At 65.6% G+C, this 12645-nt stretch carries 13 protein-coding genes, 1 tRNA gene and 2 pseudogenes; 12 read left to right on the top strand and 4 right to left on the bottom strand.

All coding sequences use genetic code 11. The features are described 5' to 3' along the window. Positions 1-68: 68 nt before the first annotated feature. The 3 genes and pseudogenes from L0C21_RS06870 to mmsB all read left to right on the top strand — a co-directional run bounded on the left by L0C21_RS06870 (position 69) and on the right by mmsB (position 3724). The gene (locus L0C21_RS06870; RefSeq protein WP_259277653.1) at positions 69-1565 is read left to right on the top strand and encodes a CoA-acylating methylmalonate-semialdehyde dehydrogenase; all 1497 of its coding nucleotides are present in this window, start codon (positions 69-71) and stop codon (positions 1563-1565) included. Positions 1566-1689: 124 nt separating this feature from the next. Next, positions 1690-2829 (top strand): acyl-CoA dehydrogenase family protein, encoded by a 1140-nt coding sequence (locus L0C21_RS06875; protein WP_259277654.1) that lies wholly within the window; start codon positions 1690-1692, stop codon positions 2827-2829. A gap of 3 nt (positions 2830-2832) precedes the next feature. Beyond that, positions 2833-3724, top strand: a pseudogene (gene mmsB / locus L0C21_RS06880) (3-hydroxyisobutyrate dehydrogenase). Between the two features lie 215 nt (positions 3725-3939). On the opposite strand, the gene L0C21_RS06885 reads toward mmsB, so the two are convergent. After that, positions 3940-4014: transfer RNA gene (locus L0C21_RS06885), tRNA-Asn, on the bottom strand. A 185-nt stretch (positions 4015-4199) separates the two neighbouring features. Then, entirely contained in the window at positions 4200-4655 is a 456-nt protein-coding gene (locus L0C21_RS06890; RefSeq protein WP_259277655.1) for an outer membrane protein assembly factor BamE, read from the bottom strand. 133 nt (positions 4656-4788) lie between these two features. Here L0C21_RS06890 and L0C21_RS06895 point away from each other — a divergent pair, with 133 nt between their 5' ends. The 8 genes from L0C21_RS06895 (at position 4789) to L0C21_RS06930 (ending at position 10276) form a co-directional block, all read left to right on the top strand. Continuing rightward, a complete protein-coding gene (locus L0C21_RS06895; RefSeq protein ID WP_259277656.1) occupies positions 4789-5325 on the top strand; it encodes a ubiquinol-cytochrome C chaperone family protein in 537 nt (178 codons plus the stop codon). Further along, on the top strand, positions 5322-5876 hold the full coding sequence (locus tag L0C21_RS06900; RefSeq protein WP_259277657.1) for a YceD family protein: 555 nt from the start codon (positions 5322-5324) through the stop codon (positions 5874-5876). The genes L0C21_RS06895 and L0C21_RS06900 overlap by 4 nt, the downstream gene beginning before the upstream one ends. 83 nt (positions 5877-5959) lie before the next feature. Then, a complete protein-coding gene (gene rpmF, locus L0C21_RS06905) occupies positions 5960-6142 on the top strand; it encodes a 50S ribosomal protein L32 (protein ID WP_259277658.1) in 183 nt (60 codons plus the stop codon). A gap of 30 nt (positions 6143-6172) precedes the next feature. After that, on the top strand, positions 6173-7216 hold the full coding sequence (gene plsX / locus L0C21_RS06910; protein WP_259277659.1) for a phosphate acyltransferase PlsX: 1044 nt from the start codon (positions 6173-6175) through the stop codon (positions 7214-7216). Then, complete coding sequence (locus L0C21_RS06915) at positions 7213-8196, top strand: beta-ketoacyl-ACP synthase III (protein WP_310593358.1); 984 nt, start codon at positions 7213-7215, stop codon at positions 8194-8196. Before plsX ends, L0C21_RS06915 begins: the two co-directional genes overlap by 4 nt. A 113-nt stretch (positions 8197-8309) precedes the next feature. Continuing rightward, entirely contained in the window at positions 8310-8621 is a 312-nt protein-coding gene (locus tag L0C21_RS06920; protein ID WP_259277660.1) for an integration host factor subunit alpha, read from the top strand. A 136-nt stretch (positions 8622-8757) separates the two neighbouring features. Beyond that, the gene (locus L0C21_RS06925; protein ID WP_259277661.1) at positions 8758-9543 is read left to right on the top strand and encodes a MerR family transcriptional regulator; all 786 of its coding nucleotides are present in this window, start codon (positions 8758-8760) and stop codon (positions 9541-9543) included. 244 nt (positions 9544-9787) lie between these two features. Next, positions 9788-10276, top strand: a complete 489-nt coding sequence (locus L0C21_RS06930) for a DoxX family protein (RefSeq protein WP_259277662.1) — start codon at positions 9788-9790, stop codon at positions 10274-10276. A gap of 16 nt (positions 10277-10292) precedes the next feature. Here the strand turns inward: L0C21_RS06930 and L0C21_RS06935 are convergent. Both L0C21_RS06935 and L0C21_RS06940 read right to left on the bottom strand, forming a co-directional pair. Next, a pseudogene (locus L0C21_RS06935) lies at positions 10293-12042 on the bottom strand (ABC transporter transmembrane domain-containing protein). A gap of 69 nt (positions 12043-12111) precedes the next feature. Continuing rightward, positions 12112-12273: a hypothetical protein gene (locus L0C21_RS06940; RefSeq protein ID WP_259277663.1), complete on the bottom strand. Its 162-nt coding sequence runs from the start codon at positions 12271-12273 to the stop codon at positions 12112-12114. Positions 12274-12366: 93 nt separating this feature from the next. Between L0C21_RS06940 and rpmE the strand changes: the two genes are divergently transcribed. Beyond that, positions 12367-12594, top strand: coding sequence for a 50S ribosomal protein L31 (gene rpmE / locus L0C21_RS06945; protein ID WP_259277664.1), 228 nt, complete (start codon positions 12367-12369; stop codon positions 12592-12594). The last annotated feature ends 51 nt before the right edge of the window (positions 12595-12645 follow it).

Genomic DNA, 12645 nt, shown 5'->3' on the forward strand with positions numbered 1-12645 from the left:
CTATTATTCGCATGATTGCACAGACTACAGTTCGGAGGAACGACTTTCTGGCGAAGGGGAGACCAGCCATGCGGAACATCACCCACTTCATCTCCGGCAAGAGCGTGGCGGGCACGTCCGGCCGGTTCAGCGACGTGTTCAACCCGAACACGGGCGAGGTGCAGGCCCACGTCGCGCTGGCGAGCGAGGATGAGGTGAATGCTGCCGTGCAGGCGGCGGCGAAGGCCTTCCCGGCGTGGGCGGCGCTCAACCCGCAGCGGCGCGCGCGGGTGATGTTCAACTTCAAGGCGCTGGTCGAACAGCACATGGACGAGCTGGCCGAGATGCTCTCGCTGGAGCACGGCAAGGTGCTGGCCGACGCGCGCGGGGACGTGCAGCGCGGGCTTGAGGTGATCGAGTTCGCCTGCGGCATCCCGCACCTGCAGAAGGGCGAGTTCACCGAAGGCGCGGGGCCGGGCATCGACGTGTTCTCCATGCGCCAGCCGCTGGGCGTGGTGGCGGGCATCACCCCGTTCAACTTCCCGGCCATGATCCCGATGTGGATGTTCGGCGTGGCGATTGCCTGCGGCAACACCTTCATCCTGAAGCCGTCGGAGCGGGACCCGTCCCTGCCGGTGCGACTGGCCGAGCTGTTCCTCGAGGCGGGCGGTCCGGAAGGCGTGCTGAACGTGGTGCACGGCGACAAGGTGGCGGTCGATGCCATCCTCGACCACCCGGAGATCAAGGCGGTGAGCTTCGTCGGCTCCTCCGACATCGCCCACTATGTCTACCAGCGCGGCGCGGCGGCAGGGAAGCGCGTGCAGGCCATGGGCGGCGCGAAGAACCACGGTATCGTGCTGCCGGATGCGGACCTCGATCAGGTGGTGCGCGACCTGGTGGGCGCCGCCTACGGCTCGGCGGGCGAGCGCTGCATGGCGCTGCCGGTGGTGGTGCCGGTGGGCGCCAAGACGGCGGACGGCCTGCTGGAGCGCCTCATCCCCGAAGTGCAGAAGCTGAAGGTGGGCACCTCCACTGATCCCGAAGCCCAATATGGCCCGGTGGTGACGGCGGCGCATCGCGAGCGCATCAAGTCGTACATCCAGATGGGGGTGGACGAGGGCGCCGAGCTGCTGATGGACGGCCGCGATTTCCAGCTTCAGGGTTATGAGAAGGGCTTCTTCATCGGCCCGTCGCTGTTCGACCATGTGAAGCCGAGCATGAAGAGCTATCAGGAAGAGATCTTCGGCCCGGTGCTCCAGATGGTGCGCGCCGAGACGCTGGACGAGGCGATCGAGCTGCCGAGCAGGCACCAGTATGGCAACGGCGTTGCCCTCTTCACCCGCAACGGCAACGCGGCGCGGGAGTTCGCCCAGCGGGTGAACGTGGGCATGGTTGGCATCAACGTGCCGATCCCGGTGCCGGTGGCCTACCACACCTTTGGCGGCTGGAAGCGCTCGGCCTTTGGCGATACCAATCAGCATGGCATGGAAGGCGTGCGCTTCTACACCAAGATCAAGACGGTGACCCAGCGCTGGCCGGTGGGTGACGTGGGCGACCAGTCCTTCGTCATCCCGACGATGCGGTAAGAGCCGGGGGCGCGCGAAGTTTTGGGGAGGCGTCCGGCCTTGCCGCAAGAGGGTCAATGTAGCCCCGGCGGCGGGCCGGACGTATTTGCAGAGTAACGGTTCTCGAAAAGGGTTGGTCACGGCAATGGATTTTCAGCTGTCCGAAGACCGGGTGATGATTCAGGACATGGCCCGCAAGTTCGCAAGCGAGCGCCTGCGGCCGAACGCCATGCGCTGGGACGAGGAAAAGACGCTGGATCGCAGCGTGTTGCAGGAAGCGGGAAGCCTCGGCTTCGGGGCGATCTACGCGCGGGAGGACGTGGGCGGCTCGGCGCTGACCCGGCTGGACGCGGCGCTGATCTTCGAGGCGCTGTCGGCGGGGGACGTGAGCCACGCGGCGTTTCTTTCAATCCACAACATGGCGACGTGGATGATCGACACCTACGGCAGCGAGGAGCAGCGCCGCCACTGGGTGCCGAAGCTTGCCCCGCTGGAGCTGATCGCCAGCTACTGCCTCACCGAGCCGTCTTCGGGCTCGGACGCCGCCAGCCTTCGCACCCGCGCCGAGCGGGATGGCGACCATTATGTGCTGAACGGCTCCAAGGCGTTCATCTCGGGCGCGGGCTATTCTGATATCTATGTGGTGATGGTCCGCACCGGCGAGGCGGGGCCGAAGGGCATCTCGACGCTGATCGTCGAGAAGGGCACGCCGGGCCTCTCTTTTGGCGCCAACGAGAAGAAGATGGGCTGGAACGCCCAGCCAACCGGCATCGTCAACTTCGATAACTGCCGGGTGCCGGTGGCCAACCGCCTCGGCGAGGAAGGGCAGGGCTTCAAGATCGCCATGTCCGGGCTGGACGGCGGGCGCATCAACATCGGCGCGTGCTCGCTGGGCGGCGCGCAGGAAGCGCTCGACCGGGCGATCGAATACGCCCGCACCCGCCAGCAGTTCGGCAAGCCGATTGCCGATTTTCAGGTGAACCAGTTCAAGCTGGCCGACATGGCGACCGAGCTGGAGGCCGCGCGCCTGCTGCTCTACCGGGCGGCCTGCGCGCTTGATGCCGCCGCGCCGGACAAGTCCAAGCTCTCGGCCATGGCCAAGCGCCTGGCCACCGATACAGGCTTCCGCGTCGCCAACGAGGCGCTGCAGATTCATGGCGGCTACGGCTACCTGAAGGATTACGAGATCGAGCGGATCGTGCGCGACCTGCGCGTGCACCAGATCCTCGAGGGGACCAACGAGATCATGCGCGTGGTCATCTCGCGCGAGATGCTGAGGGGGTAAGCGATGGCGACGATTGCATTCATTGGCGTCGGCAACATGGGCGGCGGCATGGCCGTCAACCTGGCCAAGGCCGGGCACCGGGTGCTGGCTTACGATCTGTTGCCCGCCAATCTGGAAAGGGTTGTCGAACAGGGTTGCGAGCAGGCGGAAAGCGTGGCTGCCGCCGTGGCGCAGGCCGATGCGGTCGTCACCATGCTGCCCGCGGGCAAGCACGTGCGGCAGGTGTATGAGACCGAGGTGTTCCTCGCCGCCCGGCCCGGCATGGTGATGATGGACTGCTCCACCATTGATGTGGCGACGGCCCGCAGCGTGGTGGAAGCCGCCACCGCCAAGGGCTTCGTGATGGTGGACGCGCCGGTCTCCGGCGGCGTTGCAGCGGCCAGCGCGGGCACGCTCACCTTCATGGTGGGCGGCACGGAAGAGGCTTTTGCCGCTGCCGAGCCGTTTCTTGCGAAGATGGGCAAGGCGGTGATCCACGCGGGCGATGCGGGCGCGGGACAGGCCGCCAAGATCTGCAACAACATGCTGCTCGGCATTTCCATGATCGGCACCTGCGAGGCCTTCAACCTCGCCCAGAAGTTGGGGCTGGATCCGCAGCGGTTCTTCGACATCACCTCCAAGGCGTCCGGCCAGTGCTGGTCGGTGACGAGCTATTGCCCGGTGCCCGGCCCGGTGCCGGCCGCGCCCTCCAACCGCAACTACGAGGGCGGATTCGCGGCGGCGCTGATGCTGAAGGACCTGCGGCTTGCCATGGAGGCGGCGCAGCAGGTGAGCGCGCCCACCCCGTTGGGGGGCGGAGGCGGAATCGCTCTATTCCATCTTCAACGGCCTGGGCGGGGCAGGGAAGGACTTCTCCGCCATCATCAGGATGCTTTCGGGCGAATGGAAAGGCTGACTTCGCTCGTATTCCAGTAGCAGCCTCTCAACTGCAACCAGACGAACTTGCGCGGCGGCCCCTTGGGGTCGCCGTTTTTCTTGCCGGTGATTCGTGCGGATAAATAGGGGCTTGGAATTTGCGGCCTGCGGCGGCGGGCAGGGCAGGGGTCCCAAATACGACACCTGAATACGACAAAGGCCCAGATGAGCGTATCATCTGGGCCTTCGCGTAAGTGGCTCCCCGGGCCGGATTCGAACCAGCGACCAACCGGTTAACAGCCGGTTGCTCTACCGCTGAGCTACCGGGGAATAAGGGGCCTTGGCGTTTCCGTCTCGGCGCCCCCCGAAACTCGGCGCGGTCTATATCAACCCCAGCCGATCCTGCCAATACCGTAATTCTCTTTTCTGCAATTTTTTGCCGGCGGGCAGGAAACCGGCTTGGAAAATCAGGCGCTTGGCCGGAAGGCGCGCGCGCCTCCCATGCCTTGCCGGGCTTATTGCTGCGGCGTGCCGCTGGCCGGCGAGAAGCGGCCGATGTTGCCGAACAGCTGGTCCCACACGGAGATGTCGCGGCCGCGGGTCGGCGTCTTGTCATTGGACGGATCGACATGGACGATCTGGTCCATGCCCAGCTTCTCGACCTTGGAGACCACGCCCTTGTCGTTGAAGTTGATGACCAGCACCTCGTGCTTCACCGGCTTCGGGTTGAGGAAGGCGAGCTGCTCGGTCTGACGCGAGACGTAGTACCAGGTGTTCGGGTCAAACTCCGACTGCAGCGACGGCCGGCCCAGGGTGTGGCTGACCGATTCCTTATTGTCGATGCCCGGCTGGATGGCGGCGACGAGCTGCGGGTCGGCAAGGTAACCCTTGGTGTCCTTGATCCGGGTGCAGCTTACCGTACTGGCCGCAATGGCGGCGATGAGCAGGGTTTTGGCAAGGCCATGCAGCATAATCGACTCGATCTCCGTTGTCGTCGCGTTGACGATGGATCAAGAGCCTTGCATATCCGCCTGTGAGCGCCGGGGCAAGCATCTGGCAACGGATGCAGGCCCGGACTTCTGAATTCGATAAGGAAGCGTTCCCTTGAGCTGGTTCAAGTCTTTCCTCGGACACTCCGGCAAGCGCCGGCAGGCCGAAACCCTCTATGAGGCGCTGGTTCATCTGGTGCGCCAGCCGGATTGGTATGCGCGGGGGCAGGTGCCCGACACGGTGGATGGCCGGTTCGACATCCTGGCGCTGGCACTGTCGCTGGCGTTCGCGCGTTTGAAAAAGGAAGGCGAGGCGGGCGTGCCGCTCTCCAAGGGCCTTCTGGAGCTGTTCGTTGACGACATGGACAACAGCTTGCGCGAGATGGGCGTGGGCGACCTTTCGGTCGGCAAGCAGGTGCAGAAGATGGTCTCGGCCCTGAATGGCCGCCAGCAGGCCTACGAGGGCGCGCTGGCCTCGCAGGACCCGGCCGAGCTGCCCGCCGCCCTGGTACGGAATGCCTACCGGGGCGAGACTCCGGGGCCGAAGGCGCTGGACTGGCTGGTGGAGCGCACCCGCGCGCTCGATGCCCGGTTCGCGGCGCTCAGCCTCGACAACCTGAAGCGCGGACAACTTGGGGAGGAGCGGCCATGACCGAGACCGGCATGATTCCACCGGAGATGTCCCGCCCGGTCGAGACGGGCAAGATTCCCGCCCATGGCCTCAGAATGGTGGTCGATGCCACCCCGAGGGAGCGCGAGGCGCTCGCCCGGCGCTTCCAGATCCCCGAGGTGAAGAGCCTGCACGCCGAGGTGGAGATCAAGCCCTCTGGAACCGGCTTCCTTATGACCGGCGAGCTGGCGGCGGAGGTGGTGCAGACCTGCGTCATCTCCAGCAACCCGGTGGAGCAGAAGGTTTCAGAGGCCCTGAAACTGCAGTTCTCGCCCGACGTTGAGGAATCCGAAGAAGAGATTGAGCTCAGCGAGGGCGACCTCGACGTGCTGCCTCTGGAAGGGGATTCCCTCGATGTCGGCGAGGCCATCGCGGAAACCCTGGCCCTGGCGCTGGATCCTTACCCCCGCGCCTCGGATGAGCAGCTGGCCGAGGTTCGCCAGTTCCTTCTGACCGAGGAAGAGGATCGCCTGGCGCGTTCCCCCTTCTCGGGGCTTGCACAAAAACGCAATAATCCCGCTGACAAGGGTTGAATCTGGCCGCTGAATGAGTATTGTCGCGCGCTCATGTGAGCGGCCGGGTTTCCCGGCCCGAAAAGACATTTTTTAGGTGTGCCATGGCAGTACCCAAGAGAAAAACCACTCCGTCCCGTCGCAACATGCGCCGGAGCCACCATGCCCTGAAGCCGGTGGGCCATCAGGAATGCTCCAACTGCGGCGAGCTGAAGCTGCCGCACCATGTCTGCGGTGCTTGCGGCCACTACGACGGCCGTGAGGTCATCACCGAGGCGTCGGCCTGACGTTAGGTTCTAGCGGCTCAGAATCTTAGAATGGCTCAGGGTCCGACGATCGCGCTCGACGCCATGGGCGGCGATCATGGGCCAACCGTGGTCCTCGCCGGGGCGGAGCTTGCCCGTGTCCGGTTTCCGGAGATCCGGTACCTGATATTCGGCCGCGAAGATGAAATCCGGAAGGTCCTCAAGCAATACCCAAAGCTTGAGGCCGCTTCCGAGATTATCCATACGGACGACGTGGTTCTTGGTTCGGACAAGCCGAGCCAAGCGCTGCGTCGTAGCCGTACGTCCAGCATGGGCATGGCCATTCAATCGGTGAAGGACGGGCAGGCGCAAGCCGCCGTCTCCGCCGGCAATACCGGCGCGCTCATGGCCATGGCCAAGTTCATCCTCAGGACCAACGAAGGCATCGACCGGCCGGCGCTGGTGGCGCTGCTGCCCAACATGCGCTCGGAATCGGTGATGCTGGACCTGGGGGCGAATACGGAATGTTCGGCTGAAAACCTGGTTCAGTTCGCTGTCATGGGTGCGGCTTTTGCGCGCACCGTCCTCGGGCTCAACCGGCCCAAGGTCGCCCTCCTCAATATCGGCGAGGAGGAGCTGAAGGGCACGGACGACCTGAAGGAAGCCGCCGCGCGCCTGCGCGATACGGATCTGCCCATGGAATTCGTGGGCTTCACCGAAGGCGATAAGATCGGCGTCGGCGATGTCGATGTCATTGTGACCGACGGCTTTAGCGGCAACATCGCGCTGAAAACCGCCGAAGGCACCGCCAAGCTGATCTCCGGCTTGTTGCGCCGGGCCTTCCTCCATTCCCTGTGGACCAAGCTTGGCTATGTGCTCGCCCGTGGCGGGCTCAGGGCGCTGCGGTCCCACCTGGACCCAAACAACCATAACGGCGCCGTATTTCTGGGTTTGAACGGGCTTGTGGTAAAAAGCCATGGCAGCGCCAATGCCGCAGGCATGGCGGCGGCCATCAGTCTGTCCTATGATTTGATTACGGATGATATCAGCCGCAGGATCGCGCAGGACCTGGAAAACTTCCGCGCGACGCCGGCGGCGCCCACGGAGGATGCATGAGCGGCGCGTTGCGGTCCCGGATCATCGGTTGCGGCTCATATCTGCCACAGCGCGTGATGTCCAACGAGGATCTGGCCCAGATCGTCGAGACCTCTGACGAATGGATTGTGGAGCGAACCGGCATTCGCCAGCGCCACGTGGCGGCGGATGACGAGAAGACCTCCGACCTTGCGACCGAGGCCGCCAAGCGAGCGCTCGCCAAAGCGGGTGTCGACGCATCCGAAGTCGAGTTGATCGTGGTGGCGACCGCCACCCCTGACGATACCTTCCCGGCCGTGGCGACGCAGGTGCAGCGCAAGCTGGGCGTGACCCAGGGCGCGGCGTTTGACGTGCAGGCCGTGTGCTCGGGCTTCATCTATGCCCTGTCCGTCACCGACGCCATGGTGCGCGCCGGTCAGGCCAAGGTGGCGCTGGTGATCGGCGCGGAGACCTTCAGCCGCATTCTCGATTGGCAGGACCGCACCACCTGCGTGCTGTTTGGCGACGGCGCGGGCGCAGTCGTCCTGAAGGCGGCGCCGGCCGAGGACATCCACACCGACCGGGGCGTGCTGGCCAGCCGCCTTCACTCGGACGGGCGCTATCGCGACATGCTGTATGTGGATGGCGGTCCGTCCTCCACCCGCACCACCGGCTATCTTCGCATGAAGGGGCGGGAGGTGTTCCGCCACGCCGTCGAGAATCTGGCCTCGGTGGTGGGCGAGGTGCTGGACGAGGCCGGCTTCGAGCCGCAAGACATCGATTGGGTGGTGCCGCACCAGGCCAACCGCCGCATTCTCGAGAGCACGGCCAAGAAGCTGGGCCTCTCCATGGACCAGGTGGTGGTGACGGTCGACCAGCACGCCAACACTTCGGCGGCCTCGGTGCCGCTGGCGTTGGACGCGGCGGTGAGCGACGGGCGGATCAAGCCGGGCGATCTGCTGCTGCTGGAGGCAATGGGCGGTGGATTCACCTGGGGCGGCGCGCTGGTGCGTTGGGGATAAAGGGTTTTTCGGCCCAGCCATTGGCACCGGAACATTCGGCCGGCGTTGTTATTCACAGTCCAGTCATGTAGGATTCACTACTTCGGTGGTGACAGAAGGGCAAAGGCGACGTCATGTCCAGCAATACAGTCACGCGCGCCGACTTGAGCGAGGCCGTCTATCAGGAAATCGGTCTGTCGAGGGCTGAGTCCGCTGCGCTCGTCGAGCAGGTGCTCGCTCTGATCTCCGATACGCTGGTGTCGGGTCAGAATGTGAAGCTTTCTTCCTTCGGCAGCTTCGTCCTGCGCCAGAAGGGCGGGCGCGTCGGTCGCAATCCCAAGACCGGCGAGGAAGTGCCGATCGATCCGCGCCGGGTGCTGACCTTCAAGGCCAGCCAGGTGATGCGCGACCGCATCAACAGCGGCAGCGGCGGGGCAAGCGACTGAGCAGTGGCCTGGGGCCCATGGGGCCCCGGCCATCTGGACATTGCCGGCGCTTCAACCCGATCCTTTAGGATTTTCCTGACCGCGGCCTGATTGCAGGCTGCCGGATAACGGTTACAGCGTGAGGACCATTGCGGGAATGAGTGAGGGAAAGTCAGCCAAAGCCTATCGCACCATCAGCGAGGTGGCCGAAAGCCTTGGCGTGCCCCAGCATGTCCTGCGGTTCTGGGAGACCAAGTTTCCCGCCGTCAAGCCGCTGAAGCGGGGTGGCAACCGGCGTTACTATCGTCCGGAAGATATCGAACTCCTCCAGGTCATTCATCGCCTGCTGCACGTGGAAGGCTATACCATCAAGGGCGCGCAGAAGCTGCTGAAGGAGCAGGGCGCGCGGCCGCTGGTGGAAGCGCTGATGGGCAGCGAAGGGCCGGTGCCGTTGGCCCTGGCCGCTGTTGCCACGGATGGCGCGGCGGATGACAACGTGTCGGCGCAGGCCGCGCCTAGAGCCGAGCCGGAAGCCCAAGGCGAAGCGGTTGCCGAGGCCGGTCGTGATGCGGATGCCGAGAGTGCACCCGCAGACGTGGCCTCCGCTGCCTCGGCTGCCGGGGAAACGCCCGCCGTGGACGCGGCGGCGCTGTCCGCCGAACTGGCGCAGGCGAGCGCCCCGGCGTTTGCCGGACCAGCCAGCGATGATAATGCCGGCACCGCGCCCAAGGATATTGCAGCCGCCGTGGCTGTGATGCCGGTCGAGATGGCCGAAGCCACGCTGGAGCGCGCCGTGGAGAGTGCCGCTCCTAAACGCTCGGCAGAGTTTGCTGAAGCTGCGCCCGCCGCACGACAGCGGAGCGGCGCCTTGGTGGCCGAACTCAAGGCCATCCGCGCCCAGTTGGCCGAGGCGCTGGCCGCAACAACGCCTGCGGCCCGCTGAACCCAGACGGAGTGGCGCTGCCTGCCATTCCTTGCTGACCCCGCTCTTTCCCGCAAGGCCCTGCCATGCCCCCCCACGGCGTGGGCCTTCGTTGCGATCTGCCCTCATCGCATCCACTTGGCTGGCGCCTGAAGCAAGCAGGCAGCAGGTGCCTTCCGTATGTTGACACTGTACACAATTGGGCTATGTATACGGTGTCAACATAAGGTCCGCACGGACCGCTTGGGCTGGAGGGAGGGACGCAATGCTGTTCTTTGGGTTTCTTGTGGTTGGTGCGCTCGTTGCTGCTCTTGTGGGGCGGCTGTTTGGAATACGCGCCCTTATGGAGCAGGCGGCATGTATGCGCTGGGGAATGAGCGCCGCGCTGTTGTTCTTCGGGGTCGACCATCTGTTGGTGCCGGAGCGGTACATCCCCATGGTGCCCGAGGTGCTGGCTCGGCCTGACCTGATCGTGCTGTTCACTGGCCTGTGCGAAATCGCAGGGGCGATCGGGCTGCTGCTGCCCCGGACGCGGCGACTCGCCGGGGCTCTGCTGGCGGTCTACTTCGTGTGCGTCTTCCCTGCGAATATCCGCAACGCCGTGGAGGGGTTGTCGGTCAGCGGCCTGCCGGGGGCAAGCTGGTATTACTGGGTGCGGCTTGCCTTCCAGCCGGTTGCCGTGTGGTGGGCGCTGCGGGCCTCCGGCATTCTGCCGGGCAGGCGGCGGCGGGAACAGCAGGCTCCAGCTTCGTGATGGATCGGGCGAAAGATCAGCTCACCGCCTCGGCAGCCGTATCGAACTGGAGGTTGGCGAGGCGGGCGTAAAGGCCGCCTTCGGCCAGCAGCTGCTGGTGAGTGCCGGAGGCCACGATGCGCCCCTTGTCGAGCACGATGATGCGGTCGGCGCGAACGACCGTCGCCAGCCGGTGGGCGATGACGAGGGTGGTGCGCTTTTCCATCAGCCGCTCCAGCGCCTTCTGCACCAGCCGTTCGGACTCGGCGTCGAGCGCGGAGGTGGCTTCATCCAGCAGCAGGATAGGCGCATCGCGCAGGATGGCCCGCGCAATGGCGAGGCGCTGGCGCTGGCCACCGGAGAGGCGCACGCCGGACTCGCCAAGGTAAGTGTGGATGCCCTGCGGCAGGGCGCGCAGGAACTCGGCGGCGTTGGCGGCCTCGGCGGCTGCCCAGACTTCCGCCTCGGTGGCGTCGGGGCGGCCATAGAGGATATTCTCATAGGCGGTGGCGGCGAAGATCACCGTTTCCTGCGGCACCACGGCCAGCCGCAAGCGCAACTCCTGCGGGTCCGCCTGCGGGAGCGGCACGCCATCGATGCGGATTTCGCCCTTCTGCGGATCGTAGAAGCGCTGGATCAGCTGGAACAGGGTGGACTTGCCCGCGCCCGAGGGGCCGACGACCGCCACGGTCTCGCCCGGCCGGATGGAGAGGTGCAGGTCGTGCAGGGCCGGGGCGTCGGTGGTGGTGGGATAGGCGAAGCTCACATGGTCGAACTCGACCTCGCCGCGCGGGGGGCACGGGCAGGGCGACCGGCTGGGCGGGGGCGGTGATGATGGGATCGGCCCGCAGCAGCTCCGACAGGCGGCCGGCCGCGCCGGCAGCGCGCATCACGTCACCGAACACTTCGGTCAGCGAGCCGATGGCGCCGGCAACGAGCGCCGCCCACAGCACGAAGGCGGTGATGGCCCCGCCCGAGAGGTTGCCGGCAATCACGTCCCGCGCGCCTTCCCACAGCACGAAGGTGATGGCGGAGAAGATCAGCAGGATGACCAGCGCCGTGAGAGCTGCGCGGGCGGTGAAGCGGCGGCGGGCAGCGGCAAACGCGCCCTCGACGATGGTGCTGAACCGCTGGGACTCGCGCTTCTCCTGCGTGAAGGCCTGGACGACGCGGATGGCTCCCAGCGCCTCGTCGGCCAGCGTTGCCACTTCCGCCACCGCATCCTGGCTGGAGCGGGAGAGCGTCCGCACCTTGCGGCCCAGAATGATGATGGGGATGACCGTCGCGGGGATGACCAGCATCAGCAGCGCCGCGTGCTTGGGGCTGGTGATGAACAGGAGGATGACGCCGCCCACGCAGGTAATAAGGTTCCGCAGCGCCATGGAAACCGAGGTGCCGACCACCTGCTCGATGATGGTGGTGTCCGCCGTGAGGCGCGAGGCGATCTCGGACGGGCGGTTCACCTCGAAGAACTGGGGCGAGAGCGTCAGGAGGTGCCGGTGCACGGCGGCCCGAAGGTCGGCGATGACCCGCTCTCCCAGCCAGGTGACGCAGTAGAAGCGCAGCGCCGTTGCCACCGCCAGCACCCCGACGATGCCGAGGAGCCCAAGGAAGTAGGGAGTAATGGCGTTGGGGTCCTTCGCGCCGAAGCCGTGGTCCACCACGTAGCGGAAGCCCTGCGGAATGGCGAGGGTCGCGCCCGAGGCCGCCAGCAACGCGATGATGGCAACGGTCAGGTGGCCCGGATAACGCTGAACAAAACGCCACACGGTCTGCAACTGCGACAGGCGGCGACCGAGGGGAGCGGGAGGGGAGCGGAGGGTTGGTCGGTCATGCGCGCACCCTTATCAGCCTCGCTACAGGAGCACAATCACGCTGGAAACACCCGGGCCGATGCGTCGCAGCAGGTTGCGTGCGTATAGCCAAGCACGCAGAATCGCGCCAGATTCGCTTTTGCCGCAGAACGGCCGGCGGATGGCGGGGAAGGCGTTTGCCTTTTCATAGAAACTTCCCTGCATTGCGCCGCCCCCTTGCGTCGCCCTGCCGCTTCTTGTAGAAGCCCGCTTTCTTTCAGACGGACTGGTCGGCAACCAGCCGAAGCGAGGCACGCCATGAAGCAGAACATTCACCCGGATTACCACACCATCACCGTCCAGATGACCGATGGCACCACCTACCAGACCCGCTCCACCTGGGGTAAGGAAGGCGACACGATGGTCCTCGAGATCGATCCGAAGTCGCACCCGGCCTGGACCGGCGGCAACCAGCGCGTCATGGATCATGGCGGCATGATCTCCCGCTTCAACAAGCGCTTCGGCAACTTCAAGCTGGGCAAGTAAGCCCCGGCGTCTCCGCCTGGAGACAGGGCGCGGGAAGCGCCCGGAAGTTGA

The sequence above is a fragment of the Pedomonas mirosovicensis genome, assembly GCF_022569295.1.
Lineage (GTDB): Bacteria > Pseudomonadota > Alphaproteobacteria > Sphingomonadales > Sphingomonadaceae > Pedomonas > Pedomonas mirosovicensis.